A 26864-nucleotide genomic window follows, 5' to 3' on the forward strand; every position below is an offset into this window, starting at 1 on the left:
GCGAGAATAACTTTATCTAATGTCGTATGATGAACTCAATTAAATTTTGAGTTCTGTATGTTATGCAATTAGATCCGACAATATGTAATCGAGCCAGACTTTCTCGTGATGAACGTTTCGACGGTCAATTTTATACAGCAGTAATTACTACTGGAATATATTGCCGTCCGACTTGCCCTGCCGGCCCAGCAAAAGAAGAAAACGTGCGTTACTATCAAAGCGCTACTCATGCAGAGTTTAATGGTTTTCAGCCCTGTAAACGTTGCAAACCGGAGTTAGCGCCTGGGCAAAAATTACCTTCCATATTAGATCAAGCGCTAGAGTATTTAACGTATCAGCCACAACTATCTGTTTTACAACTTGCTCAAAAATTAGCAATAAGCGAGAGGCAATTACAACGCCTGTTTATTGAAAAAATAGGGTTAAAACCGAAACAATTTATTAATCAAAAAAGGCAAATTAATGCCCGTAATTTATTACTTACTACCTCATTACAATTAAATGATATAGCGATAATTAGTGGCTTTGGCAGCTTACGTAGTTTTAACGAGCAAATAAAAGCGCAGTATGGCATAACCCCTTTGGCTATTCGCAAAAGTAGTAAAGCTAAACTTACTGATAATTTATCTATAAAGTTGAATTATAAAGGAGAGCTCAATTGGCCATTAATGCTCGATTTTTTAGCAAATAGAAAAATTCCAAATATCGAGTTTATTGAGCACAGTTACCAACGCACTATAAATATAGATAACAGCACTGGTTGGCTGGAAGTATCAAAACCAACAAAACAAAATTATTTGCTACTGAATATTAATTTAGATAATTATTGTGCATTACCAAAAGTAATCTACCGCATTCGTAAAATGTTTGATTTAGATTGCGACTTACTCTCAATACAAACTCAGCTTAAAAAAGATGCTGATTTAGCTAAAGTAATAGACAAGGTAAATGGATTAAGGCTACCGGGATGTTGGGATATTTTTGAGTTTTCTATCCGAGCTATCTTAGGCCAACAAATATCAGTTAAAGCGGCAACAACTCTTGCCGGTAGAATTGCCGAAAAATATGGCACAGCAGTACAAAGCCAAGGAGCCAGTGCAGGTAAGACAATAGACAATACGTTTCCAGAGCAATTAAGTTTATATTTTCCTACCTATCAACAATTACTGAAAGCTGAATTTAGCGATATCGGTATTACCAATACACGACAACAAACATTAAAAACTTGGGTTAATTTTTACAGTGAAAATATAGAATTGTTCGCCCAAGCTCAAGACAGTGACTCTTTTGAGCAGAAACTTTGTCAGGTTAAAGGTATTGGTCCTTGGACAGCTAACTATTTAGCGATGCGTGGTTTAGGATTACCTGATGCATTTCCGGCTGCCGATTTAGGTATTATTAAAGCATTAGCAAAAAATAAAAATACAGAAGATGAACAACGACCAACCACTAAAGAAATACTTAGTAGAGCAGAGAGCTGGCGACCTTGGAGAGCTTATGCAGCTATCTACTTGTGGTATTCACTTTCTTTGTAACAATACATACGAGACTTATAGATTATGATTTACTGTCACATTTTAACTAGCCAATGCGGCGACGTAGCAATTTTAGCAAGCGATGAAGGCATTACTGAAGTTGCTTTTCAGCAAGGTAAAGTTGCCGTTGATGTGTTAACCGAATACTGCCGTGATGAGCAACAATACCCACAACACTTGCATGATGCAATAGAGCAATTAACGCAATACTTTGCCGGCCAAAGAACTCAGTTTAATTTACCACTAAGCCAGACTGGAACAACATTTCAAATGAATGTTTGGCATGCCTTAACAAAAATACCGTCAGGAAAAACCATAAGTTACGGTCAGCTTGCTAAAAACATCAACAAACCTGCTGCTGTTCGTGCTGTAGGCAGTGCAAACGGAGCTAATAAAATTGCCATTATTGTGCCTTGCCATCGAGTGATAGGCGCAGATAAAAAGCTTACCGGTTATGCCGGCGGTATGGGAATAAAAGCAAAACTACTTATGTTAGAAGGAGCTAACTTTAGGGTGTAATAGCAATTTTTATTAATTAGAAATTAGCACGTGAGTTCTTCTAACTCTATTGGTAAACTAGCCCTGAATTTTAGCCACAAAAATACTGAAATATATGTCCGAAGCTATCGCCATACTTGCTACTCTCATTTTAATTTGGATGATGTGGCGACTGTATCAAGCAAAACAATATAATGCTTTTATCGATTGGTTAAGGTTAGATATTGCCGAAAAAGTAGCGGCTGATTTAGAAGCAAAGCTAATTGAGCAACGCTCGCCAGAAAACCCAAATAATCAAGCTCATATTGAAGCGACGCAATTGTTTTACCAACAAGCTCCAGTTCGCATATTTGAATATGCCGTAACACATCAAATTATTTCGAGCCAATGGCTAGAGAAAAAAAGTAACAAACGCCATGCTTCACATTTACTGTTTGTACAAAGCCAATTCAGAACTAGCCATTGTAAGAACCTATTACCACCTGAGTAAATAGAAGTAATAGGTTCTATTAAAAACTAGATCCTAGCGGCTAGTTCAGCCCCTTGACGTATTGCACGTTTAGCATCAAGCTCTGCAGCAACATCTGCGCCGCCAATTAAATGTACGTTTTTATCGCTGTCTTCAAGACCATTGTATAAATCTCTTAATGGATTTTGCCCAGCACACAAAATAATATTATCAACATCAAGAACTTGTGTTTTGCCATCAATACTAATATGTAAGCCTTGATCGTCAATCTTGTCATAGCTCACATTGTTGATCATTTGCACTTGTTTTTGCTTTAAGGTAGCACGATGGATCCAGCCAGTAGTTTTACCTAAGCCTTTACCTATTTTAGTCTTTTTACGTTGTAATAAGAAAACTTCGCGAGGTGACTCGTCAATCTGCATTGGCATTAAACCGCCATTGTTACTAAAGGTTTTATCAATGCCCCAGTTTTTCAGCCATTTTTCAGGATCAACGGTTAAGCTATGCTCTTCAACTAAAAACTCGGCAACGTCAAAGCCAATACCACCTGCGCCAATAATGGCTACACGTTTACCAACTTCAACTTTATCTCTTAGCACATCTAAGTAACTTAATACTTTGCTATGTTCAACACCTTCAATCGCTGGTGTTCTTGGCGCAATACCGGTAGCAACAACAACATCGTCAAAGTCAGATTCTTTTAATGATTGAGCGCTTTGTTCACTATTTAAATGCAGTTGTACACCCATCAATTTTATTTGATTGTTAAAATATCTAAGCGTTTCAAAAAACTCTTCTTTACCTGGTACTTGTTTGGCGTAATTAAACTGGCCGCCGATCTCAGCAGCTTTATCAAATAAGTGCACTTCGTGGCCACGCTCGGCGGCGTAACAAGAAAATGCTAATCCTGCAGGTCCTGCCCCAATAACGGCTATTTTCTTTTTATTAGGCGCAGCTTCAAAGTTTAATTCCGTTTCATAACAAGCCCTTGGATTAACTAAACAAGACGCTCGTTTCTTTTGGAAAATATGATCTAAACACGCTTGGTTACAGCCAATACAGGTATTAATATTTTCCGATTTATTAGCTGCGGCTTTGTTAACAAAGTCAGCATCAGCTAAAAATGGACGTGCCATTGACACCATATCAGCATGGCCATCGGCTAGTACTTGCTCTGCAACTTCAGGGGTATTTATACGGTTTGAAGTAATTAAAGGAATAGAAACTTCCTTTTTCATACGCTCAGTGATCCAAGTAAATGCCGCTCGAGGCACAGATGTAGCAATCGTTGGTACACGCGCTTCATGCCAGCCAATACCTGTGTTGATTATGGTTGCACCTGCTTTTTCAATCTCTTTAGCAAGATATACAACTTCATCCCAACTTGCGCCGCCTTCAACTAAATCGATCATAGATAAGCGATAGATTAAAATGAATTTTTCACCAACTCTTTCTCTGGTCTTTTTAACGGTTTCAATGGCAAGTCGTGCTCGATTTTCTAAGCTACCGCCCCACTCATCTGTTCTGTGGTTGGTGCGCTCACAAAAGAATTGGTTAATTAGATAACCTTCAGAGCCCATAATTTCCACGCCATCGTAGCCGGCAAGTTGTGCCATAGCTGCTGAATTGGCGTAATCATCAATCGTTTTCCATACCTTTTTAGAACTTAATGCGCGAGGTTTAAATGGATTGATTGGCGCTTGAATTTTTGAAGGTGCAACACTAAAAGGATGGTAGCCATAACGACCGGTATGCAATATTTGCATACAGATTACACCGCCTTCTTTGTGTACTGCCTCAGTAACAACTTTATGGTGCTTGGCATGGCGCTTTGAGCTCATTCGGCCACCAAACGGCATAACCCAACCTGCAACATTTGGCGCAATGCCTCCGGTAACTATAATACCTGCACCACCACGAGCGCGTTCAGCATAAAATGCCGCCATTTTTTCCATACCACCTTTTTCCTCTTCAAGGCCTATATGCATAGAGCCCATCAAGGTACGGTTTCTAATTTTAATAAAGCCTAAATCAAGTGGCTCTAATAAATGAGGAAATGGAGAAGTAGTAGCAGTCATTTTATTACCTTTTAAATTCTTTTATGGATATTTGCCACATCCATATTAATCTTGACATCGTCAAGTTACCTAGGTATTTTGACATTGTCAAGATTGAATCAATATTAAGATTAACAATAAGTTTAGAAACCTATGGCCAAATCATTAAAATCTGAAAAAACGGGTAATAATTATCATCATGGTGAATTAAGAGCGACCTTACTCAAAGAAGCCACCAAAATGGTCAAAGATTTAGGTATCCAGTCATTGTCTATGCGCGCTTTAGGTGAAAGTATCGGCGTGTCCCGTACTGCTTTGTATCATCATTTTAAAAATAAAAATGATTTACTTAGCGCTATTGCAGAGTCTGGTTTTACAACCTGGCAGGATATCGTTAGCTCGATAATAAGTGACGATAAAGCAACACAAAAGCAGATCCTTCACCGTTACATCAAAGGTTATATCGAATTCTCAACCGATAACGCCTTTATCTATGAGTTAATGTTTGGCTCTGCATTATGGAAAGAGCAAGCAAGCTCAGAATCTTTAAAATCAACGGCCTATAAAAGCTTTCAATTCCATTTAAGTTTAATTGAACGCTGGCAAAAGCAAGGCCTTTTAAATTCAGATGTAGATACATTAAGGTTGGCGCAAGTAACATGGGGAACGTTACATGGCATTTGTAAGCTGATTATTGATGGTATTTATGCTGACAATAAAAATATCGACCATTTAGTCGATACCATCATCGCCAGCCAAACCCACTAACATATCAAGGTGTCATATCAAGGTGTCAGACACCTTGATGGTTTAGCGCTGTTATTTAGCGTTAAAGGTTACCGAGTATTTACCAAGGTTTTGATATGCTATTTCAGTTAGTTTTTCAAAATCCACTTCAACAATACCAGCATATGAAGCCGTGATAATTGCTTGTCCTGCTTTGAAACTAACACCGCGCTTGCCTAAATAATTTATCATCCAATACAGTGGTTTTATTGGCGATTGATTCGGATGTTTACCTGAAAACTCTTGAACATTGTCACCTTGGCTAAAGCTGATATTAATTGTTGCGGCTTTATAAGCTTGCTCTAAATTAATTTCTGGACCTAAAAATATGCCTTGATTTAGTAAGCAATCAGCTAATCTTTCAAAGTAATCAACACCACAATCGCTGATAAATCTGTCTTGCATAAGCTCAAGAGCCATATGAGCACTGCCTATTGCTTGGTCAATTTCAGACTCTGAATAATCGGTATCTTGAGCGGGTAAATCTTTTGCTAAGACAAAGGCTATTTCGGGCTCTAATCTTGCCATGCAGTTATCAGCAAATAACTCACAGTTATCGCCAGATTCAATACTAGATTTTAATATTGGAGCAACAATAACTTGCTCATCATTAGGTGGTAATAAACACTTCCAACCACCAATAGAGTCTTTACTTTGTTTTACCGTTTCCATTTGAATTGCTAATCCATCTTCAATAGAGATAGGACGAACATTGTCTTCTAAACGAAAAGACTTATTCATCGCGCTGCGACGATTTAATAACTCTTTTGCAGCTAAGTTAATGGAACTTTCAGGAAGCATAATAAAACCTATTTTTATTCTGTTTAATGGCTACTGTGTCGAGCAATGACACATACTTGTTTATATAAAAAAGGGAATATAAATATTCCCTAAATGTATTACTAAGCAATCAAGGTGTCTGACACCTTGATATTTATTTACGTTGGCGACGCGTTGTTGTCGCGGCGGCTTGGCGCCGTTGCTGATGTTTTTTTACATTTTTACGAATTTTTCGACTTTGGGTATTATCGATTTTTTTCGCATCTACTTTGACTTTCGATTTCGTTTCTGGTTTTAATTCAACCAATTTACGATAGTAGTTAACATCACCTAAGCCTAGCTCAATCCAACCACCTAGTGGCAATCGGCGTTCCATTGAAAAGTCACCATAGCGTACACGGATCAAACGACTCACCTGTACACCTTGGCTTTCCCATAAACGACGAACTTCACGGTTACGACCTTCAGTAAGTACAACATGGAACCAATGGTTTCGTCCTTCACCGCCTTTATAAGTTAGCTTATTGAATTTGGCCATGCCATCTTCAAGCTTAACGCCGTGGCGTAGTGTTTGTAGCATAGCTTCGTTTATTTCACCAAAAACACGTACCGCATATTCACGTTCAACTTCGTGTGAGGGGTGCATTAAGCGGTTAGCTAGTTCGCCATCGTTAGTAAAAAGTAACATACCTGAGGTATTAATATCTAAGCGGCCAACGGCTATCCAGCGGCTGCCTTCAATAGGAGGTAAGCGGTCAAATACGGTTGGGCGGCCTTCAGGGTCTTTACGGGTACACATCTCACCTTCAGGCTTGTTGTATACAAGTACGCGACATGCTTCATCTTCATTTTGAGCAATTTTAACCGCATGACCATCAAGGCGAATTTGTTCGGTGCCATCAACACGGTCACCTAAAAAGGCAACTTTACCGTCAACACTTACTCGACCACTACTGATCACAGCTTCCATCTCACGACGAGAGCCTTTACCAGCTCGGGCTAATACTTTCTGTAATTTTTCAGACATTTAATAAACTCATTCTGTTTCGACAGCATTATTGCTTGTCGATGGGGCTTCACCCTTCTCAGGGTTAAGATCTAACTGATTAACCTGCATAAGCTCTGGTAATTCAGCTAGCGATTTTAAAGAGAAATAATCTAAGAATTCATTGGTGGTGGCAAACAGCCCCGGACGTCCAGGAACTTCTTTGTGACCAACTACATGGATCCAATCTCTTTCTTGTAATGTTTTAATTATATAACTACTTACTGCCACTCCGCGAATATCTTCTATTTCACCACGGGTAATTGGTTGACGATAAGCAATCAATGCTAATGTTTCCATTAAAGCTCGCGAATAACGCGGTGCTTTTTCCTTAAATAATAAGGCGATCAACTCACTGTATTCATTCTTTGCTTGGAAACGATAACCAGAAGCAACTTCAATTAATTCAATACCGCGCTGATCATAGTCTTTTTCTAGGTCTTGTAAAGCAACAAGTATGCGTTTTTTTGTTAATGTTATCTCTTCTGCCAATGTTTTTTGTATATCTTTTACTTTCAGCGGCACAGCCGATACAAATAGCATAGCTTCAATTAATGATTTTAGTTGTTGTTCAGATAGTTTTTTCATTATTGTATTGTCGCCAACTTCACTTGTATTTGACCAAACACCTGCGCTTGCACAAATTCAATTAAGTTTTCTTTTAATAACTCTAGTATTGCCAAAAAGGTTACCACAACACCGCCTCGCCCTTCTTCTAGCACAAACAAGGTACTAAATTCTTTATAGCTGTCATGCTCCAGTGTGGCTAATATTTGGCTCATGCGCTCACGGGTTGATAAATTTTCTCGTTTAATATGGTGATGTTCAAATGCTTCGACACGCTTTATTACCCCTTGTAGTGCTTGCACTAAATCATCAAGGCTAACATCGGCTTCAACAAACCTAGGCTTATAATTTTCAGGTAAACTCGCTCTTCCCTCAAAGTTATCACGCTCTAGGCGCGGGATGGTATCCAGTTTATTGGCAGCATCTTTAATTACTTCGTATTCTTGTAAACGCCTAACTAACTCAGCTCTTGGGTCTTCTTCGTCATCAACAACGTCAGTTTTTGGCAGTAATAAGCGTGATTTTATTTCCGCTAAAATTGCCGCCATCACTAAATATTCGGCGGCCAATTCAATTTTAACGTCTTTCATCAATTCAACATATTCCATGTATTGATGGGTAATTTCAGCGATCGGTAAATCAACAATATCAAATTTTTGTTTGCGAATAAGATAGAGTAATAAATCGAGAGGACCTTCAAAAGAATCAAGAATAATTTCTAACGCATCAGGAGGAATAAATAAATCAAGTGGTTGCTTAACGAGGGCTTCACCGCGCACCATAGCAAGAGGCAAGACTTGTTGTACCATGTCTTGCATCGTTGTTTTATTATTAGAATTTTTCACTGCGCTGCTGATATTAATACTCACTGTAGCGTTTGATTAAGTTTGAGCTTATTCAAATGGTGTAGGATCGCCCTCACCCACTCGAATAATATCGGCAAAACCCTCAGAAAAATCGACTACTGTAGTTGGCTTTTCGCCTAGGTAGCCACCATTTAAAATTAAATCCACTTGTTTTTCTAAGTTATCGCGAATAATTTCAGGATCAAACTCAGCCATATCATTACCCGGTAACAGTAAGGTTGTGGACATCAACGGTTCACCTAATTCTTCAAGCAAAGCCATGGCTATATTGTTGTCAGGAATGCGAATGCCTATGGTTTTCTTTTTTGGGTTAAGTAAACGCTTAGGGACTTCTTTAGTGCCTTTAAAAACGAATGTATAAGCGCCTGGAGTATTATTTTTTAATAAACGAAAATTTGCATTATCGACTCGAGCATAAACAGATAACTCAGATAAATCTCGACACAATAAAGTAAAATTGTGATCTTTGCTGATATCGCGAATTTGGCAAATTCTATCAAGTGCTTTTTTATCTCCAGTATGGCAACCAAGAGCATAACCAGAGTCAGTCGGATAAACCACAACTCCGCCTTGGTGGATAATTTCAACCGCTTGTTTAATTAAGCGTGCTTGCGGATTATCTGGGTGCATGTAAAAAAATTGACTCATAATCGTATCCCTAATTATTCATACTAAGTTTAGTCGGGTTAATTCCAATGCTGCCACACTACCGATGTATTTTCCGGTAATGCTAAATTTTTACCTAAATCACTCCAGCGGTTAGGAAAATGAAAGTCAGATCCAACCGATGCTTCTAAATGGTACTCATTACACAACTCTATAAGAAAGTCTCGTTGCTGGTCGTTACGTTGCCCAGAAACGACTTCCATTGCGTGACCATTTGCTTGTTTAAAGTCATTAATTAAGCGGCGTAACCATTTAGTTGATAAATCGTATTTCTTTGGGTGGGCGATAACACTATGTCCGCCAGCCTTTGCAATTACTTCAATCGCTTCGTCTAAGCTACACCATAATGGTTTAACGTAAGCTCTATTGCCTTTGCCAATATATTTATCAAAGGCTTTTTGTAATGTACTCACCACACCGCGATTAAATAATACCCGCGCAAAGTGAGAGCGAGTAATTGAACCGCCTTTAGCTAAAAGCTTGGCATCTTGGTAACAATTTTCAAAACCGGCCTTAGCTAACTTTTCAGCCATAAGCAGAGCTCGTTGCTCTCGCCCTTCTTGCTGGCTTTTAATTAAGGCGAGAAGTTCAGGGCTATTACAATCTATATTTAAGCCTACCACATGAATTTCAAAGTTTTGCCACATAGTTGAAAATTCAATACCCGATACTAAACGTATTTTCAATTGCTGCTCTGCAATATGCTGTTGCGCAATGCTGATAGCACTAATTGTGTCATGATCAGTTATGGCAATTTGGTCAATTTGATAATTACTTGCCCTGTCGATAATTTCACTCGGCGTTAAGTGCCCGTCCGAGCAAGTAGTATGACAATGAAAGTCAACTCGTAATGAATTGTTAATTTTGCCGTTTTTTTCTTCAAGATCTGTTGACATCATTCTCAAATTGCGGTCTTCTATAGGTATACTTATTAGTGTACTTAGATGCGAGAGTAATTGATAGCCATTTAGTTTACCTAAAGAGCCATATTCGGTGCGTTTAATTACCTTATTATAATTTAAAGAATAGATAAAATATGCATATACAACAGCAAGCTAGCTTAAACATTTGGTGGTGGCATAACTCTACATAGTGGGTTGTGACATTTGCTGTTAGCAAAAAGTTTATTAAACCCGCTTATTCAAGGCGGGTTTTTTCGTTTTAATTAACATTAAAGTTGCCTTATACCAATTCCATTAATTAAGTGATCTACTTTTTTATGAGGAAAAAGGGATAAATACAAGGCATAAAATTTAGTAAGTAGTTATTCTACTTATAAATTTTATAACGCAGTAGTTATTCATTTTAACCATTAAAAATGAGCGGTTAATTAATGGACTTGGTATTATAAATAAGAACAAGCAATTAAGCATAAGATAGAAGAAACAATCACTAAACACAGTGCACAAACAACTTTAATATAGAGTAAATAATGTTTTTAAAGAATTGCAATAATAAGCAGTTAATGAGTTCGATCTTAACCATGAATACCCTTAACGTGCAGCGCAAAAATAACCTAACTAAGGAAGGTTAGAAATGATCCAAACTAATTTACAGTCCCCTGGTTTTGTTGCCAGTACTATTATTGATGCAAAGTATCAAGACGATCCATTGGCTCTTTATAAAAGTTTAACTGAAAATAAAACTAATACCCTATTATTAGAGTCTGCCGAAATTAGTGATAAAAGAGCTCTTAAAAGCTTGTTGTTAGTTGATGCTGCGGTAAAAGTTGAATGCTCGGGTTTTAATGTAACGGTAAGTGCAAAATCTTTAAATGGACAATCTGTGCTTGAGTTATTAGCAGATAGATTCTCACAAGATAAATATCAATCTAGCGTTACTATCAACAAGCAATCCGAGCAATTTTTATCGTTAACGTTTATCGAAAATAACGAACAGCAAGATGAACTGAGCCGTTTATTAACCGTTAACCCAATGCAGGTTTTACGAGAGTTACAAACGATTGAAAGTATTGAGCAGCATCCATTTGCAGTATTTATTGGCGGTGCTTTCGCTTTTGATTTAATTACTATCAGTGAGCAACTACCTGAGGTAGATGAAAGCACAAACACTTGCCCAGATTACGTTTATTACTTAGCTGAAACATTAATTATTATTGATCATCAAAAGCAAAATACTGAGATCATCGGTAATGTATTTAGTGGCAAGGAGCAAGCTCAAAGTCAAAACCAAATATTAAAACGCATTGAGCAACTTAAAGATTACTGTGAGCAACCTTTGCTATCTAATGATATTAAACTTGACGTGGCAATGAACTCTGCCGATGTAAAAGTAAATATTACTGATAGTGAATTTTGTCAGCAAGTTGATGACTTAAAAGAGCACATCCGCGCAGGTGATATTTTTCAGGTTGTGCCATCAAGAACATTTTCACTACCTTGTACCGACCCTATCTCAGCATACCAAGCGTTGAAGCTAACCAACCCAAGTCCGTATATGTTTTTCTTAAAAGACGATGACTTTTGTTTATTTGGCGCGTCACCAGAGTCGGCATTAAAGTTCTCTAGCGATAATCGCCAAGTAGAATTATACCCAATTGCCGGTACTCGCCCTCGTGGCTTTAATTTAGCTGGTGAATATTCTCCCGATTTGGATGGCCGAATTGAACTTGAATTACGCAACGATGAAAAAGAAAAAGCCGAGCATTTAATGTTAGTTGATTTGGCTCGTAATGATATTGCCAGAGTATCTGAAGGCGGTACTCGTTATGTGGCAGAATTGCTAAAAGTAGATCGTTATTCACAAGTGATGCATTTAGTTTCTCGAGTATGTGGCACTTTATCACAAGACCTTGATGCCCTGCATGCGTATCAAGCTTGTATGAATATGGGCACGCTATCTGGTGCGCCAAAAGTTAAAGCGACACAACTAATTCGCCAAATAGAAGGCAGTCGCCGTGGCAGTTATGGCGGCGCAGTTGGTTACTTAAACGGTGAAGGTGATATGGATACCTGTATTGTTATTCGCTCTGCTTTTGTTAAATCAAGCATTGCTTATGTGCAAGCTGGCGCTGGAGTCGTATATGACTCTGACCCACAAAGTGAAGCAGATGAAACCAGACAAAAAGCGCAAGCGGTGATTAAAGCAGTACAAATTGCCAATGCTGCTGAAAATCTTTTAACTAAATAATAGGAGTCTAAAATGCAAACAAAACTATATATGTTAGATAACTTAGATTCTTTTACTTACAACTTAGTTGATGAATTTAAAACCTTAGGCTTTGAGCCAGTAATTTACCGAAACACCGTATCGGCAGAATTTATCATTGATAAAATGAATGCTGAAACTTGCCCTGTTATTTTAGTGCTGTCGCCAGGCCCTGGCGATCCTAAAGGTGCAGGTTGCTTAATGCAATTAATCTCTTTAGCTGTAGGCAAATACCCTATTCTAGGCATTTGCTTGGGACATCAAGCGTTAGTTGAACACTACGGCGGTAAAGTTGATAGAGCCGGAGAAATTGTTCATGGTAAAGCATCTCTTATTGAGCATAACCAATTAGGTCCTTTTGCTAACTTACCTTCTCCGCTACCTGTTGCTCGTTACCATTCATTAGTCGCAACGATAATGCCAAAAGGCCTAGAGTTACTTGCCTACTATAATGATTTACCTATGGCGGTGGCTAATCCATTAGATAAAACTTTAGGTTTTCAGTTTCATCCAGAATCACTATTAACATCAAAAGGTAGCCAATTATTAAAACAAAGTTTTGATTACCTTTTACAAGAAACGCAAATGCAAGGAAATGCTAATGAGTAAAATACTTGACCAATTAATTGCAGGCACTGACTTAAGCCCTGTTGATGCCAATGAGTTTTTTAGCCAAGTGGTTAACGGCGAAGTTGAGCCAGCACTTATGGCCTCAGTATTAACCGCATTAAAAATCAAAGGTGAAACACCGGCAGAAATAGCCGGTGCAGCCCTTGCCATTCGTAATGCGGCAACACCATTTCCTGAAATTGATACACCATTGGTAGATTGTGTTGGTACTGGTGGTGACGGTGCAAATACCATAAACATTTCAACAACTGCGGCAATAGTTGCAGCAGCCTGTGGTTTAAATGTAGCAAAGCATGGTAACCGTAGTGTATCGAGCAAATCAGGCTCCGCCGATTTATTAGAGGCGTTTGGCGTCAACTTAACGATGGAACCTGAAACCGCAGCAGAGTGTATCGCGCAAAGTGGTTTATGTTTTTTATTCGCGCCAAAATATCACAGTGGTTTTCGCCATGCCGCGCCAGTGCGAAAAGCAATGGGCGTACGCACCTTGTTTAATATTTTAGGGCCGCTTGTTAATCCGGCGAAACCATCAATAATGCTTTTAGGTGTATATACTCCAGAATTACTTATGCCAATGGCAAAAGCCCTGCAGCTTACAGGAGTCAAACGCGCTTGGGTTGTACATGGTAGCGGTTTAGATGAAGTCGCCATTCATGGTGAAACCCAGATAATAGAAATTGATGGCGATGAGTTAATCAAACGAGATGTTATTCCTGCCGATTTTGGTTTAGACACTCATACATTAGCAAGCATAAAAGGTGGCAAGCCTGCTGAAAACGCAGCCTATACCATGGCGGTTCTGCAAGGCCAAGGTCAACAAGCTCATAAAGATGCGGTAATTATAAATACTGCTGCATTATTATACCTAAGCGGTGTTGCTAATAACTTAAGAGACGCTAGCGATAAAGTAAAACAGGTTTTAGCTTCTGGCCAAGCAGCTAAAACGTTGGCCAAAATGGTTGAGGTAAGTAATGGCTAATATACTAGAAAAAATTGTTGCCGATAAACGTATTGAGGTTGAACAATTAAAGCAAGATATTCCGCTAGCAAGCTTTATAGATGATTTAAAGCCAACGCAAAAAGATATGTACGCAGCGCTTGCGCAACCTAACGCAGGTTTTATTTTTGAGTGTAAAAAAGCATCACCTTCAAAAGGCTTAATTCGCCCTGTATTTGACGTACTAGAAATAAGCTCGGTTTATAAAAAATACGCCAGTGCAATTTCAGTATTAACCGATGCAAAATATTTTCAAGGTAATCATGATTATCTTAAAGCAGTATCTGAAAACGTCGATTGCCCGGTATTAAATAAAGACTTCTTTGTTGATAGCTATCAAATTCATCTTGGCCGCTATTATGGCGCTGATGCCATATTATTGATGTTAAGCGTATTAACTGATGAGGAATACATTGAATTAGCTAACGTTGCTAATAGCTATAACATGGCTATTTTAACGGAAGTATCAAACGTTGAAGAAACCGTGCGCGCGATTGATTTAGGTGCAAAATTAATTGGTATTAATAATCGTAACTTACGTGATCTTTCCACCGACTTAACTCGTACTTTTGAATTAGCACCAATGATCCCTGATGATCGTTTGATCATTTCAGAATCAGGTATCTACACCAATAAGCAAGTACGTGAATTAGCACCTGCAGTAAACGGCTTTTTAGTAGGTAGCTCAATTATGTCTGAGGATGATATCGACCTAGCTTGTAGGCAAGTAGTATATGGCAGTCACAAAGTTTGTGGCTTAACTAAGGCTAGTGATGTGGTTAATGTGATTAATGCAGGGGCTTGTTTTGCCGGCTTAATTTTTGCAGATAAATCGCCACGTTGTGTCACCTTAGAGCAAGCACAAGATATCATTAATGAAGTTAATAACAGTGTATCAGCAAGCATTAACTATGTTGGTGTGTTTGCCAATGAACACTTAGAAGTAGTTGCAAAAACGGCAAACAAATTAAATTTAGCGGCGGTGCAATTACATGGCAGTGAAGATGGTGATTACATCAGTGAGCTACGCAAGTTATTGGATTCAAACACTTCTATCGTAAAAGCCATTAGTGTTAAAGACGATATTGCACCTTTAGATTTAGGCGCAGACTCTTATTTACTCGACAGTAAACAAGGTGGTAGCGGCGAAGCCTTTAACTGGCAATTGTTAGCCGAGTGTGAGCAAGACTTATCCAAGACTATGTTAGCCGGTGGCTTAAATACCGAGAACTTAGCAGACGCAATAAGATTAATGAACGATACTGATATTAGCGGTTTAGACATAAATTCAGGCATTGAAATATCACCGGGCATTAAAGATAAAACAAAACTCGAGCAAGCATTTAGCTTGCTTAGACACTATTAAATAGAAATAGATTAAGCTCTCTGAGCAAAGGTAGATAAATGACTCAAGATACCTCAAAAAATATCAGTCCATATTTTGGCGACTTCGGTGGTATGTACGTAAGCGAACTATTAGTTCCGGCACTAGAACAACTCGAAGCGGCCTTTATTGACTCGCAAAATGACGCAGAGTTTCAAGCTGAATTCGATAAATTATTACAGTCTTATGCTGGTCGTCCAACGCCGCTAACTCTATGTCGTAATTTAGTTAAAAATCCATTAGCTAAAATTTATTTAAAGCGTGAAGACTTACTGCACGGCGGCGCTCATAAAACTAACCAAGTACTTGGCCAAGCTTTACTAGCAAAACGTATGGGCAAAACAGAAATCATTGCCGAAACAGGCGCTGGACAACATGGTGTTGCCACTGCCCTAGCCTGTGCATTATTAGGTTTAAAATGTAAAGTTTATATGGGTCAAGTGGACTGTGAACGTCAACAACCTAACGTATTTCGTATGGAATTAATGGGCGCCGAAGTAATTCCAGTAACTGCCGGCTCGGGTACATTAAAAGATGCGGTAAATGAAGCATTGCGTGATTGGTCTGCAAACTATGAAAATGCGCATTATTTACTAGGTACAGCTGCAGGTCCACACCCGTTCCCTACCATAGTACGTGAATTTCAAAAAATGATCGGTATTGAAGCTAAACAGCAAATTTTAGCAGAGCAAGGTAGCTTACCTGATTACGTTATTGCCTGTGTTGGTGGAGGCTCAAATGCCATCGGTATGTTCCATGACTTTATCGAAGAAACGGATGTTAAGCTTATTGGCGTTGAAGCTGGTGGTAAAGGTATTAACACAGACCGCCATGGTGCAACATTAGTTGCCGGCACAAAAGGCATGTTACATGGCGCTTACACTTACATAATGCAAGATAAGTACGGCCAAATAGAAGAGTCGTACTCTGTTTCAGCGGGTCTTGATTACCCTGGTGTTGGCCCACAACATTCATTATTAAAAGAAAGCGGTCGCGCAACTTATGTTGCGATTAACGATGATGAGGCTATAGCAGCGTTTCAAGCGCTATCTCGCTCTGAAGGTATCATTCCTGCATTGGAGTCATCTCATGCACTAGCACAGGCGCTTAAAATGGCAGATGCGGCTACCGAAGAAACGGTAATTTTAGTGAACCTATCGGGTCGTGGCGACAAAGATTTAACCCATGTTCATAGTATTTTAAATGGTGAAAACTACCGGGAGAACAAATAATGACACAGTTAAAATCGGCTAGTGCCAACCGCTATGAGCAAAGTTTTAATAACTTAAAAGCAAAGCAACAAGGGGCTTTTATTCCTTTTGTAACTATTGGCGATCCTAATGCAGAGCAATCATTTGAAATAATTAAAACCTTAATTGACAATGGCGCAGATGCATTAGAGCTTGGCATTCCTTTTTCAGATCCAAGTGCGGATGGCCTAACCATTCAATATGCAGCACAGCGTGCGTTAGCTGCCAACATCAATACCGATGTATGTATCGAGATAATAAAAAAAGTGCGCGACTATAATGCCGATATTCCTATTGGTTTATTGCTTTACGCTAACTTGGTATTCGCCCGTGGCATAGACGTATTTTATCGCGACATGAGCGATGCTGGCGTAGATTCAGTACTTATTGCCGATGTGCCAATTCGTGAAGGTGAAAAATTCAGAAATGCAGCAATTGCAAACAACATTGCGCCTATCTTTATTGCACCGCCAAATGCTTCAAATGTAACCTTAGAAAAAGTTGCTACATTAGGGCAAGGCTATACTTATGTATTAAGCCGTGCGGGTGTTACAGGAACTGAAGTTGTTGCTAATATGCCAGGTAAAGATCTTATTGATACATTAAATCAATATAACGCACCGGCACCGGTATTAGGTTTTGGTATTTCAACGCCTGAGCACGTAAAAGAAGCTATAGCCAATGGAGCTAAAGGCGCTATTAGCGGTAGTGCCGTGGTTAAAATTATCGAGAATAATCTTGATAATAACCAGCAAATGCTGATTGAATTAGGTGATTTTGTTCGAGCTATGAAAGCAGCTACATAAACGCTACACTGTTATCTATAGACTAAAAGGAATGCTAAGCATTCCTTTTTTATTACAAGAGTTATCGAGGGCTAAATGTCTTTAACAAGTTGGTTATTAATTATCTTTATTCTACTGTTCATTGTCAGTGGTATTTATATGCTTTATAAAAGCGCGCGCAAATTTAACCTGACACCCGAACAGCTTCAAAAAATAAAACAACGTAATAAAGAGCTCGAGCAAGAAGAAGAGTAATACCACTTTTATTATATATTGATTACACTGTAGTTATTGATACAGTGCTTTACACCAAAGGAAAACTTCAATTACATGACGTTATTAATTGTTTATCTATGCATTGCCATAGGCGTATCTTTTTTATGTTCAATCTTAGAGGCAGTGCTATTATCAATAACCCCAAGTTATATTGCCCAAGTAAACAAAAGTGGCAATAGCGGTGGTAAGGTCCTCACCCAAGTAAAATCTAATTTAGACCAATCTATTGCTAGTATTCTGATCTTAAATACTTTTGCTCATACCATGGGTGCAGCTGGTGTTGGCGCACAAGCTATTAGAGTTTTTGGTGAAAAATGGGAAACCTTAATTGCCTTTTTGCTAACTCTAGCAATCTTATATTTATCTGAAATTATTCCTAAAACCATCGGTGCTACATTTTGGCGCAGTCTTGCTATTCCAAGTGCCTACGTTATAAGAACCTTAGTAAAAGTAGTCTTCCCTTTAGTATGGTTATCAACCCATTTAACCAAGTTGTTTTCGTCAAAACATAGCAGTGAAACATCAAGAGAAGAAGTGTTAGCTGTTGCTTCGTTGAGCTATAAAGATGGCGCTATCGTTAGCCAAGAAAACCAGCTAGTTGAAAATATTTTAAAGATGAGAGATGCCGATACAAAAGACATACTCACACCAAGAAGTGTTGTACATGCTTTTGATGAAAACATGAAAATAGTTGATGCCCTAAATGCACAAGAAACCGAAAACTTTACTCGCATACCCGTTTACAAAGACAGTATCGACAATATCACCGGCATAATTAATAAAAATAACCTTTATCAACATGAACGCCAAGGTAACGGCGACTCTTGTTTAAAAGATATAGCCAACCCTTTGTTTAGGATCTCAGAAAGCTTCCCTGTATTAAACTTACTCGATTTGTTCATTAAACGCAGTGAACACATATTTTTAGTTACTGATGAGTTTGGCCAAACAGCAGGTATTGTTACCTTAGAAGATGCGATAGAAACATTTTTAGGCCAAGAAATTGTTGATGAGAGTGACAAAGTTGCCGATATGCAAAAATTAGCGAAAGCCAAATACAGAGACAGGTTAAGAAAGACTTCAAATAGCGATAAAACCAAATAGTGTTAGTGCCACTACTTGGTTGTAATGCTAGGTTGTGATACTAAGTTCGATATAGAGTTTTAATTATGTGATAACCAAACTTAGTTTTTACTATTGTCGGGGTTAGTATTTCGCCTTTGAACACAAACTTATCAAAGGCTGGAACCATTTGACCTTGTCTAAACTCACCTAAATCGCCACCTTTTTTGCCTGATGGGCAGGTTGAATATTTCTTAGCTAACGTTTGAAACTTAGCGCCTTTTTTTAACTGCTTTAGAATATCTTCGGCTTTATCTAAGTGTTTAACAAGAATGTGTAATGCGTGTGCTGAGCTAGCCATTTTAAAAACCTATTTGGTAGAGTTAACGATAAAACTTTCTAGTTATAGATTATAAACTAAAACCTCTTTACAAGATCACTGCTTTTTCAGACAATAGCTAAAATTTTAACAAGAAATCAATATTTATGCCTGTATTATCACAATTATTCGAACACAATAAAGCCTGGGCTGACAAAATAACTAAAGAACAGCCTGATTTTTTTGATAAATTATCACAACAACAATCTCCGGAATATTTATGGATTGGTTGTTCTGATTCCCGCGTACCAGCAAATGAATTGCTCGGTATGATGCCAGGTGAAATTTTCGTACACCGTAACATAGCTAACCAAGTAATACACACTGACTTAAACTGTTTATCAGTAATTCAATACGCTGTTGAAATGCTAAAAGTTAAGCACATTATCGTCTGTGGTCACTATGGCTGTGGCGGGGTTGCGGCATCACTTGATGACAACCAACATGGTCTGATTGACAACTGGTTACGCCACATTAGCGATGTGCATAGATTCCATAAAGATGAATTAGCTAAGCTATCTGGTGATGAATTAACCGATCGTTTATGTGAATTGAACGTAGTGGAACAAGTAGCTAACGTTGCCAACACAACAACACTTATTAATGCTTGGCAATCAGGTCAAGAGTTAAGTATTCATGGTTTTGTCTACAACTTAAAAGACGGCATTTTAAAAGATCTTGGTGTAAGTATTAAAGGCCCACAAGCCTAATTATTTATAATCTTAATAAAATGCTAGGGATCTTTATGGTCCCTTTTTTATTCCTCTATTACGTCTTTTTAAAACCTTCATCATAAATTAACCATTTCTTTCCTACTCAACTATTTTTATTATCAAACTATTGACCTGTCTATAGCTTTATAGTTTAAAGTAATACCAAGTCCATTAATTATTATCATTAAGACTGTGAGCAGAATATGTATCGAATATCTGAGTTAGCTTCTAAAGTTGGTTTGTCACGAACAGCTATACTCTATTACGAGAAGCAACAGCTGATCAAAGGTAAAAGATTAGACAATGGTTATCGTGTATACAGCGATAAAGACCTACAACGTATTCGCTTAATTCAACAACTACAAGCTGGTGGGCTAAGCCTTAAAGAGTGTAAAGCCTGTGTTGAAGAGAAAATTGATCGAGTCACTCTGAATAAACGACTGCGCATACTTGATGATGAAATTAAACACAAACAAGAAGCACGTAAGCTTCTTAATGCCTTGCTAGGTGATGGCGACCTTAAGGTGTGGCATGAAACTGTAGATAAAATTGCCCCAGATGCACATTTACATTGGTTATTTAAGCAAGGTTTTGATGAAAAAGAAGCGTTGCGATTAAAATGGTTAACAAAAGATATGAACAAACACGACGAATATATGGCTGACTTTATGAAGGTATTTTCAACACTTGAACGTTGGGGACCTGGTAGTCAATCAGAAACTAAAAAAGCATTATCATCTTTACCACAATTACCTAAAAACATTTTAGAAATTGGTTGTGGTAAAGGTATAGCGACAAATGTATTAGCCCAAAATACAACGGCCAATATCACCACTGTAGACAATGAAGAGTCAGCAATAGCTTATATTAATGACAAGATTGCAAGTGGTGATTTATCATCGCGTGTAACTCCTGTTTGCGCCAGCATGACAGAGTTACCTTTTGCAGATAAGAGTTTTGACCTTATCTGGTCGGAAGCAAGTGCTTATATAATGGGGGTATCAAAAGCTCTTACCCAATGGAAAGCGCTACTGAGTGACGATGGTATTTTGATGATAAGTGACTTAGTTTGGTTAACGCCAAACCCAAGTGATGCTGCTGTTGAATTTTGGAATAAAAACTATCCAGACATTGTTCATGTAAATACTCGTATCAAGCAAATGCAAGACGCTGGTTATGAAATAGTAGAGAGTTTCACATTAAGTGAGCAAGCTTGGGAAAACTATTGCCTGCCTCTGAAAAATCGTGTTGAAGAGCTACAGCACGAAATGCAAGGCTCACAAGCATTACAAGATATTCACCACGAGTTAGATATTTATAACCAATTTCTTGGAGAATTTGGCTATCAGATGTTTATACTTAAAAAGTAAATTATTAAAATTCTATAGATAATTATGCCAGATACTCGGTCAGTATCTGGCATACTTATTTATTATTTACTTGAAACATAAATAACTTTAACTGTTTGAGGTAAAGCAGGAGTATAAGCTAAATCTGTAATTGTCACATTATCGAGATCCATTTTATATTGTTTAGGAGCGTGTCGGTTTAAGTATTCAGCAGTCACTTGTGCATTATATTTTGCCGAAAAACCAGTCACATTCTCACCATTGCAAGTTAAGTTTCTGGTTATATCTCTCACACCAAACTTATCTCGAATTACCAATTTTTTTACTTTAACTAAATCATTATTTGCTGAGGCCACACATAACTGAGTTGCATTGGAGTTATCCGTTGCTTTAAAAACATACTTTATGTTTTGATCTGCCATTGTTTGCCAAGAAGTTGCGGTAACCAGAAGTGTTAAAGGCATTAGATAATTAAATTTCATAAATCCTCCTAGATTGAAAGCCTAGTGAGTTAACTCTAGCCTTTATATCTGGAGGTGCCATGAATAAAAAATCATTATTTCATTAAAGATTTATGATGCTTTACTATAAATTTTATCTAAAAAGTTAGTTGTTTCTTATTATTTCTTATAAAAGGTTATCTAAGTAAAGATGTTTAAATTACTTACCAATAAAGCCCATTCTATAATTCATGCGTAAATAAATTTCACGTTTACTAGTAAAGTCATCACCGATTTCATTATCTTTTTCACGGGTATATTTAAGGCCGGATAATAAGGTTAAATTTTTACTATATTCCAGTGAATAAGTTAACTCTGCTTCCACTTCACGTTCAAATGATAGCTCATCACCGCGCCATCTATTGATATCTCTATCAGTATCATCGTACTTGACTAAAAATCTTAAAACCCGCTTATCATCAGGACGCCAGTTCACTGTATATGTACTGAAATTCTCCTTATAAAGCATGGAGTCTTCATAATCAAAATTACGATAAGTATGTTGCACACTAAAATTAAAATCGCCAATTTGATAGCGGATCCTAGGCTTTAACTCCTGCATATCACCAAGGACAATATTTTCTGCATCAGCAATTTCGCCGTATTTACCATCTAAATTAAACGTCCAAGCAGGAAATGGAGATGTTTCTAGATACCACTGAAAATACTGCTCATCAAATTTAGGTGCATTAGCTTTTAAATCCAAAGTATTTTGCTGTATTCGATTAACCGCTCGTTCTTTAATACGAAAGCCTGGTCTAAATACCGTTTGGTATGAGCCTCTAAATTCAGCCCATAAATCATAGCCTGTTTCTATCTTTTCACCTTTTTGCGATTCGACTTGAGTGGCAACAAGGTAAACCCTGCCTCGCGATTTACCACCGTCTCCACTAAGTGTTTCAAAGTACCAATTACGACCGTAAGCAATATTATATAATTTATAATCGGTTCGTTTAACAAAACCCAAATCTGCTCTAAAGTCTTTGCCCACATCAAAATAATTAGCCCAGAATAAAGATTTTGGCCCGGTATGTTTATATTTTACCTGAATCGCGTAATCTTCTAATGTTTCATCCGTTGGTGCTCTCAGTACTGATGTATTCGTATCACAATACCCTAATTCACAATTATCATTTTCAGTGATATCTAAACAGTCATCTCCGTCACATAAATCTTGGGCAAAATTAATAGGATATTCAGTTTGAGAAAACATAACTTGGTAACGCAACTTATCATCGATGCCCAAATTAACTAAGCTATCAAAAGCAATAACACCATTTTTATAATCATCCGCTGTTCTTACTGTGCCTAAAACGCCATAAGCACTTCCCCCACCTGCGGTTACATAGCGAGCGGCCATTGATTCATTTTCAAGCCCGGTGATCTCTACTTTCTCAGAGCCTAAATTATCCGGCATAATAACTTCAGTATCAGTATCTCTTGCCCAAAAAGAGCCTGACGCTGATTCTTTTGTTTCATGAGATACACTAACGCCTAAGTCGGGGTTAATAATATTTCGTGTGTAAACTAATGGCATTAGAGTGGAATATAAGTCCATATCTTCTTGGAAGAAGCGACGTTTTTCAGGTTGAAAAACATTGAATGGGTTGTTGATACTATCTCGGGCAATATCGGCTTCAACTTCAGTAAAGTTGGGATTGATTGTTGCAGAGATCTTAGTTGCCGAATCTATGGTTAAACTCAGATCCATACCTGCTTCGGTTTCTTCAATTTCTTCATCTTGCTCAAAACTGGCTTTATATTTTCTCTTTTCAGCAGGATGCCATATAGCATACGGGTGCAACTCTAAGTTTTGGGTAACATCTTCTTCAACCTGCCCTTGTTCATTAGTAGTAACAATCCGCTCTTTAGCTGCAGGATTTGGCGGTGTAATTAAATAAATTCCCCCCATAGTCCTATCTATTTGTCTTGGGTAACTGCGCTTTAAAATAACTGCCCATTGATTTTTTTCATCGCCATCAACTGAAGGTTGCTTGAGTGAGTCAATAGGAATAGCCATTTCAACCAACCATCCCTTTTCGGTTATTTGTGCTGCAGCTTCCCACGAAGTATCCCAATCATAGATATAACGGTCACTAACCGTGTTTTGTAATACATCGGATTTACTACCACTTGGGTTAACTCTAAATTCGTATTTACGGCGTAAATTACCAGTGGGGTCGATAACAACAGAAACGTAATCATCATCTTTAACGCCGTCTTCATCTCGAACCGCAGTTCTTAATTTAGATAAATCATTGTCATAGGCATTAAATGCAAAGTATACGTGGGTTTGAGTTACACCAATTAAAGCATCGGTTGCAACTTTCGCTTTGGCAAAGCGTTCAGGGTACATTTCTAAATCAATGCTAAGAATACTCGATGATGCCCAAAACTTATCAGTTAAGTTACCATCAATCGTTGGAGGAGACTCTAGTACTCGCAGTTCAAGCGCTTTGATCATATCCATAGAAAATTCACTTGCTGCTTTATCAACAGCTTCTAAATCTTCATCGGGAGACTCTTCAAGATCTTGTGCGAAGGCAAATACATGTGTTTGAAATAAAGATAAAAACAGAAAAATAAATACGGATAAAGTGTTTTTTTTATTATAAAACATTACTTAACGTCAATTTTTAATTGAATATATGCTTTAAGCATAGCTTCTTTACAATGTAAGTGTAATGTTTTTTAAGTGTTTTATGTCATTAAATGATAATTCAATAAAAGGTTAATGCAGGAGCAATTACCGAGGATGTAATGTCATACCTACATCCTGTAGGCAACCGATACTTCGCTAATTTACAGGACGTAATGAATGCAGAATTTACAGGGATGTTAAAAATTCTGTCCCGGCGGTATCGGATTACGACCATCTAGTTACAAATTTAACGCCATGACGTACAAGGATGTACTAATGCCATGATCGCATGGATGCGAAGGAATGGTCCATGTAAGCTACCGAAACTACACCATGACGTACACGGAAGTACTAATGCCACGGTCGCAGGGATGCGAATGAGTGGTCCATGGTGTTTCGGCATACCCCACGTCCTGTGGGGCAACCGATACTTCGCTCTCGGCGGTATCGGATTACGACCATCTAGTTACAAATTTAACGCCATCATGTAAGCTACCGAAACTACACCCTCCATGGTGTTTCGGCATACCCCACATCCTGTGGGGCAAAAAAAAAGAGAAGCAAAGCTTCTCTTTTTATTGGTAAATAACTAGTTATTAGTTATGACGTGCAGGACGGTCGTTACGACGGTCATTGCGAGGACGGTCGTTACGAGGACGACGAGTCTGTGTTTCAACTTTTGCATCAGATACTGAAATATCTAATTGTTGACGACGAACACGTACATTACGTAATTTTTCAAACGCGTCTTTTGGCATGCCTTTAGGTAACTGTACAATAGTATGGTTATCTTGTAGGTTTATTTGACCAATGTAAGCACTGTCTAATGAAATTTCATTCGCGATTGCGCCAACGATATCACCAGGACGTGCGCCATGCTCTTTACCTACCTCAATGCGGTATGCTTGCCAATCGATGTCTGAACGAGCGCCTGAAGACTGTTTACGTTCACGTTGTGGACGTTCACCACGGTTGCCTCTGTCATCACGGCCTCTGCCACGAGTATCTCGAGAATCACGAGAATCTCGAGAATCACGACCACGACTATCACGCTCAGAACGCTCACGACGAGGTTTTGGATCTTCTTTTGGCTCAAACGGTTGCTTAATTTGTTTTTCAAACAATAAAGCAGCAGCTAAATCTTCAATAGATACTTCTGAATCAGCAGCCATTTTTTCTAATGCGGCACGCATTGTTGTTAAATCTTTGTTTTGCGCAGTTTCAACTAACGACTTACGACAACGCTCGATACGAATAGCACCAAGCTCACTTACTGTTGGTAATTCAAATGTCTTAATGGTACCAGCAGTTAAACGCTCGTAATGACGGATATTGTACATTTCACGAGGACGGATAAACGTAATCGCAGTACCTTCACGACCAGCACGACCAGTACGACCAATACGGTGTACATATGATTCATGATCGCCAGGAATATCGTAGTTTAATACTAAGTCTATACGAGGAATATCTAAACCACGAGCTACAACATCAGTTGCTACTACAATAGAAACTTTACCATTTTTAAGTTGCTCAACCGTACGTTCACGTTGGGCTTGGTTTAAATCACCATTTAAAGCTGCACATGGGTAACCTAAGCGTTCAATTTGCTCTGAGATAGTGATGGTATCGTTACGAGTTCGTACGAAAATAATCATCGCTTCATAGTCAAATGTTTCAACTATACGCTCAATCGCAGTATTTTTGTTAATACCAGTAACTTTCCACGCTAACTGAGTAATGTTTGCTTTCGCTTTTGTTACTGCAGCTACTTTAATATGTACTGGGTCAACTAAGAAACGGTTAGCAACTTTACGAATAGCTGGTGGCATAGTTGCTGAGAATAACGCCATTTGCGCTTCGTTAGGTAAGTGCTCAAGAATCCATTCAATATCTTCTAAGAAGCCCATGTTTAACATTTCGTCAGCTTCATCAAGAGCACAGAATGTTAAGCTATCAAGCTTTAACGTTTTGCGACGTAAATGGTCCATTAAACGACCCGGAGTACCAACAACAACTTGAGCACCGCGCTCTAATTGAGATAGCTGAGGACCGTAAGATTGACCACCGTAAAGGGTTGCTACACGTAAGCCTTTCATGTCTTTACCGAAAGACTCTATCGCTTCAGCTACTTGCATTGCTAATTCACGAGTTGGTGCTAACACCATCATTTGTGGCTTACGAATGCTCATATCTAGTTTAGCTAATGCAGGTAAACCAAAAGCAGCCGTTTTACCAGTACCAGTTTGCGCTTCACCTAAAACATGCTTACCTTCTAATAAAGGTGGGATAGTTTGTGCTTGGATTGGTGTAGGCTTCTCAAAACCCATTTTTGTTAGGGTGTTAAAGATAAAATCAGGCAAGCCTAATGCGTCAAAACCAGGAACGGTATTGTTTAATTCAGTCATTTATTTGTTTTCTCAATAGGCAGAAAAATACAAAAACAGAAATTTTGTCTGTC

At 38.3% G+C, this 26864-nt stretch carries 25 protein-coding genes; 14 read left to right on the forward strand and 11 right to left on the reverse strand.

The genetic code is table 11. The annotated features are described in order from the left end of the window. Positions 1-62 precede the first annotated feature (62 nt). The 3 genes from FNN08_RS08830 (at position 63) to FNN08_RS08840 (ending at position 2523) form a co-directional block, all read left to right on the forward strand. On the forward strand, positions 63-1535 hold the full coding sequence (locus FNN08_RS08830) for a DNA-3-methyladenine glycosylase 2 family protein (RefSeq protein WP_143584878.1): 1473 nt from the start codon (positions 63-65) through the stop codon (positions 1533-1535). Between the two features lie 24 nt (positions 1536-1559). Next, the gene (locus FNN08_RS08835) at positions 1560-2054 is read left to right on the forward strand and encodes a methylated-DNA--[protein]-cysteine S-methyltransferase (protein ID WP_143584880.1); all 495 of its coding nucleotides are present in this window, start codon (positions 1560-1562) and stop codon (positions 2052-2054) included. A 94-nt stretch (positions 2055-2148) separates the two neighbouring features. Further along, positions 2149-2523 (forward strand): hypothetical protein, encoded by a 375-nt coding sequence (locus tag FNN08_RS08840; protein WP_143584882.1) that lies wholly within the window; start codon positions 2149-2151, stop codon positions 2521-2523. A gap of 26 nt (positions 2524-2549) precedes the next feature. Here the strand turns inward: FNN08_RS08840 and FNN08_RS08845 are convergent, their stop codons facing one another. Continuing rightward, entirely contained in the window at positions 2550-4580 is a 2031-nt protein-coding gene (locus FNN08_RS08845) for an NADPH-dependent 2,4-dienoyl-CoA reductase (protein WP_143584884.1), read from the reverse strand. 132 nt (positions 4581-4712) lie between these two features. On the opposite strand from FNN08_RS08845, the gene FNN08_RS08850 reads away from it, so the two are divergent. Further along, positions 4713-5327 carry a TetR/AcrR family transcriptional regulator gene (locus FNN08_RS08850; protein ID WP_143584886.1) on the forward strand — a complete coding sequence of 205 codons (615 nt, stop codon included), beginning with the start codon at positions 4713-4715 and terminating at the stop codon, positions 5325-5327. 51 nt (positions 5328-5378) lie between these two features. Here FNN08_RS08850 and FNN08_RS08855 read toward each other — a convergent pair whose 3' ends face one another. From FNN08_RS08855 to FNN08_RS08880, 6 genes are all read right to left on the reverse strand, one after another. Beyond that, complete coding sequence (locus tag FNN08_RS08855; protein WP_143584888.1) at positions 5379-6146, reverse strand: hydratase; 768 nt, start codon at positions 6144-6146, stop codon at positions 5379-5381. 133 nt (positions 6147-6279) lie between these two features. Next, on the reverse strand, positions 6280-7152 hold the full coding sequence (gene rluB / locus FNN08_RS08860) for a 23S rRNA pseudouridine(2605) synthase RluB (RefSeq protein WP_143584889.1): 873 nt from the start codon (positions 7150-7152) through the stop codon (positions 6280-6282). A 9-nt stretch (positions 7153-7161) separates the two neighbouring features. After that, entirely contained in the window at positions 7162-7758 is a 597-nt protein-coding gene (gene scpB / locus FNN08_RS08865; RefSeq protein ID WP_143584891.1) for an SMC-Scp complex subunit ScpB, read from the reverse strand. Then, positions 7758-8555, reverse strand: coding sequence for a segregation and condensation protein A (locus FNN08_RS08870; protein WP_143585257.1), 798 nt, complete (start codon positions 8553-8555; stop codon positions 7758-7760). The genes scpB and FNN08_RS08870 overlap by 1 nt, the downstream gene beginning before the upstream one ends. 75 nt (positions 8556-8630) lie before the next feature. Then, entirely contained in the window at positions 8631-9251 is a 621-nt protein-coding gene (locus tag FNN08_RS08875) for an L-threonylcarbamoyladenylate synthase (protein ID WP_143584893.1), read from the reverse strand. 38 nt (positions 9252-9289) lie between these two features. After that, positions 9290-10168, reverse strand: a complete 879-nt coding sequence (locus FNN08_RS08880; RefSeq protein ID WP_260679300.1) for a PHP domain-containing protein — start codon at positions 10166-10168, stop codon at positions 9290-9292. 637 nt (positions 10169-10805) lie between these two features. Between FNN08_RS08880 and FNN08_RS08885 the strand changes: the two genes are divergently transcribed. From FNN08_RS08885 to FNN08_RS08920, 8 genes are all read left to right on the forward strand, one after another. Further along, positions 10806-12419, forward strand: a complete 1614-nt coding sequence (locus FNN08_RS08885; protein ID WP_143584897.1) for an anthranilate synthase component 1 — start codon at positions 10806-10808, stop codon at positions 12417-12419. A 12-nt stretch (positions 12420-12431) separates the two neighbouring features. After that, entirely contained in the window at positions 12432-13046 is a 615-nt protein-coding gene (locus FNN08_RS08890; protein ID WP_143584899.1) for an aminodeoxychorismate/anthranilate synthase component II, read from the forward strand. Then, on the forward strand, positions 13039-14046 hold the full coding sequence (gene trpD, locus FNN08_RS08895; RefSeq protein WP_143584901.1) for an anthranilate phosphoribosyltransferase: 1008 nt from the start codon (positions 13039-13041) through the stop codon (positions 14044-14046). The genes FNN08_RS08890 and trpD overlap by 8 nt, the downstream gene beginning before the upstream one ends. Next, a complete protein-coding gene (trpCF, locus tag FNN08_RS08900; RefSeq protein WP_143584903.1) occupies positions 14039-15430 on the forward strand; it encodes a bifunctional indole-3-glycerol-phosphate synthase TrpC/phosphoribosylanthranilate isomerase TrpF in 1392 nt (463 codons plus the stop codon). Before trpD ends, trpCF begins: the two co-directional genes overlap by 8 nt. A 38-nt stretch (positions 15431-15468) precedes the next feature. Next, complete coding sequence (gene trpB / locus FNN08_RS08905) at positions 15469-16680, forward strand: tryptophan synthase subunit beta (protein ID WP_143584904.1); 1212 nt, start codon at positions 15469-15471, stop codon at positions 16678-16680. Next, on the forward strand, positions 16680-17504 hold the full coding sequence (gene trpA, locus FNN08_RS08910; RefSeq protein WP_143584905.1) for a tryptophan synthase subunit alpha: 825 nt from the start codon (positions 16680-16682) through the stop codon (positions 17502-17504). Before trpB ends, trpA begins: the two co-directional genes overlap by 1 nt. A 75-nt stretch (positions 17505-17579) precedes the next feature. Continuing rightward, positions 17580-17738, forward strand: a complete 159-nt coding sequence (locus FNN08_RS08915) for a DUF2897 family protein (protein ID WP_143584907.1) — start codon at positions 17580-17582, stop codon at positions 17736-17738. A 75-nt stretch (positions 17739-17813) separates the two neighbouring features. Further along, a complete protein-coding gene (locus FNN08_RS08920; RefSeq protein WP_143584909.1) occupies positions 17814-18863 on the forward strand; it encodes a CNNM domain-containing protein in 1050 nt (349 codons plus the stop codon). Positions 18864-18903: 40 nt separating this feature from the next. On the opposite strand, the gene ppiC is transcribed toward FNN08_RS08920, so the two are convergent. Next, positions 18904-19182 (reverse strand): peptidylprolyl isomerase PpiC, encoded by a 279-nt coding sequence (ppiC, locus tag FNN08_RS08925; RefSeq protein ID WP_143584911.1) that lies wholly within the window; start codon positions 19180-19182, stop codon positions 18904-18906. A 125-nt stretch (positions 19183-19307) separates the two neighbouring features. Between ppiC and can the strand changes: the two genes are divergently transcribed. Both can and FNN08_RS08935 read left to right on the forward strand, forming a co-directional pair. Beyond that, positions 19308-19910, forward strand: coding sequence for a carbonate dehydratase (gene can, locus FNN08_RS08930; protein ID WP_143584913.1), 603 nt, complete (start codon positions 19308-19310; stop codon positions 19908-19910). Positions 19911-20116: 206 nt separating this feature from the next. Then, entirely contained in the window at positions 20117-21283 is a 1167-nt protein-coding gene (locus FNN08_RS08935; protein WP_143584915.1) for a MerR family transcriptional regulator, read from the forward strand. Between the two features lie 62 nt (positions 21284-21345). Here the strand turns inward: FNN08_RS08935 and FNN08_RS08940 are convergent, their stop codons facing one another. The 3 genes from FNN08_RS08940 to FNN08_RS08950 all read right to left on the reverse strand — a co-directional run bounded on the left by FNN08_RS08940 (position 21346) and on the right by FNN08_RS08950 (position 26811). Further along, positions 21346-21744, reverse strand: a complete 399-nt coding sequence (locus tag FNN08_RS08940) for a DUF3718 domain-containing protein (RefSeq protein WP_143584917.1) — start codon at positions 21742-21744, stop codon at positions 21346-21348. 178 nt (positions 21745-21922) lie between these two features. Next, positions 21923-24382, reverse strand: a complete 2460-nt coding sequence (locus tag FNN08_RS08945; protein ID WP_143584919.1) for a DUF5916 domain-containing protein — start codon at positions 24380-24382, stop codon at positions 21923-21925. Positions 24383-24999: 617 nt separating this feature from the next. Further along, positions 25000-26811, reverse strand: coding sequence for a DEAD/DEAH box helicase (locus tag FNN08_RS08950; RefSeq protein ID WP_143584921.1), 1812 nt, complete (start codon positions 26809-26811; stop codon positions 25000-25002). Positions 26812-26864 lie beyond the last annotated feature (53 nt).

The sequence above is a fragment of the Thalassomonas sp. M1454 genome, from assembly GCF_007097525.1.
In the GTDB taxonomy this organism is placed as follows: domain Bacteria; phylum Pseudomonadota; class Gammaproteobacteria; order Enterobacterales; family Alteromonadaceae; genus Thalassotalea_A.

Excerpts from the sequence above, each read along its gene's own strand:
- FNN08_RS08830 (WP_143584878.1), top strand. The coding sequence starts at position 63 with ATGCAATTAGATCCGACAATATGTAATCGAGCCAGACTTTCTCGTGAT.
- FNN08_RS08835 (WP_143584880.1), top strand. The coding sequence starts at position 1,560 with ATGATTTACTGTCACATTTTAACTAGCCAATGCGGCGACGTAGCAATT.
- FNN08_RS08840 (WP_143584882.1), top strand. The coding sequence starts at position 2,149 with ATGTCCGAAGCTATCGCCATACTTGCTACTCTCATTTTAATTTGGATG.
- FNN08_RS08845 (WP_143584884.1), bottom strand. The coding sequence starts at position 4,580 with ATGACTGCTACTACTTCTCCATTTCCTCATTTATTAGAGCCACTTGAT.
- FNN08_RS08850 (WP_143584886.1), top strand. The coding sequence starts at position 4,713 with ATGGCCAAATCATTAAAATCTGAAAAAACGGGTAATAATTATCATCAT.
- FNN08_RS08855 (WP_143584888.1), bottom strand. The coding sequence starts at position 6,146 with ATGCTTCCTGAAAGTTCCATTAACTTAGCTGCAAAAGAGTTATTAAAT.
- rluB (WP_143584889.1), bottom strand. The coding sequence starts at position 7,152 with ATGTCTGAAAAATTACAGAAAGTATTAGCCCGAGCTGGTAAAGGCTCT.
- scpB (WP_143584891.1), bottom strand. The coding sequence starts at position 7,758 with ATGAAAAAACTATCTGAACAACAACTAAAATCATTAATTGAAGCTATG.
- FNN08_RS08870 (WP_143585257.1), bottom strand. The coding sequence starts at position 8,555 with ATGCAAGACATGGTACAACAAGTCTTGCCTCTTGCTATGGTGCGCGGT.
- FNN08_RS08875 (WP_143584893.1), bottom strand. The coding sequence starts at position 9,251 with ATGAGTCAATTTTTTTACATGCACCCAGATAATCCGCAAGCACGCTTA.
- FNN08_RS08880 (WP_260679300.1), bottom strand. The coding sequence starts at position 10,168 with ATGATGTCAACAGATCTTGAAGAAAAAAACGGCAAAATTAACAATTCA.
- FNN08_RS08885 (WP_143584897.1), top strand. The coding sequence starts at position 10,806 with ATGATCCAAACTAATTTACAGTCCCCTGGTTTTGTTGCCAGTACTATT.
- FNN08_RS08890 (WP_143584899.1), top strand. The coding sequence starts at position 12,432 with ATGCAAACAAAACTATATATGTTAGATAACTTAGATTCTTTTACTTAC.
- trpD (WP_143584901.1), top strand. The coding sequence starts at position 13,039 with ATGAGTAAAATACTTGACCAATTAATTGCAGGCACTGACTTAAGCCCT.
- trpCF (WP_143584903.1), top strand. The coding sequence starts at position 14,039 with ATGGCTAATATACTAGAAAAAATTGTTGCCGATAAACGTATTGAGGTT.
- trpB (WP_143584904.1), top strand. The coding sequence starts at position 15,469 with ATGACTCAAGATACCTCAAAAAATATCAGTCCATATTTTGGCGACTTC.
- trpA (WP_143584905.1), top strand. The coding sequence starts at position 16,680 with ATGACACAGTTAAAATCGGCTAGTGCCAACCGCTATGAGCAAAGTTTT.
- FNN08_RS08915 (WP_143584907.1), top strand. The coding sequence starts at position 17,580 with ATGTCTTTAACAAGTTGGTTATTAATTATCTTTATTCTACTGTTCATT.
- FNN08_RS08920 (WP_143584909.1), top strand. The coding sequence starts at position 17,814 with ATGACGTTATTAATTGTTTATCTATGCATTGCCATAGGCGTATCTTTT.
- ppiC (WP_143584911.1), bottom strand. The coding sequence starts at position 19,182 with ATGGCTAGCTCAGCACACGCATTACACATTCTTGTTAAACACTTAGAT.
- can (WP_143584913.1), top strand. The coding sequence starts at position 19,308 with ATGCCTGTATTATCACAATTATTCGAACACAATAAAGCCTGGGCTGAC.
- FNN08_RS08935 (WP_143584915.1), top strand. The coding sequence starts at position 20,117 with ATGTATCGAATATCTGAGTTAGCTTCTAAAGTTGGTTTGTCACGAACA.
- FNN08_RS08940 (WP_143584917.1), bottom strand. The coding sequence starts at position 21,744 with ATGAAATTTAATTATCTAATGCCTTTAACACTTCTGGTTACCGCAACT.
- FNN08_RS08945 (WP_143584919.1), bottom strand. The coding sequence starts at position 24,382 with ATGTTTTATAATAAAAAAAACACTTTATCCGTATTTATTTTTCTGTTT.
- FNN08_RS08950 (WP_143584921.1), bottom strand. The coding sequence starts at position 26,811 with ATGACTGAATTAAACAATACCGTTCCTGGTTTTGACGCATTAGGCTTG.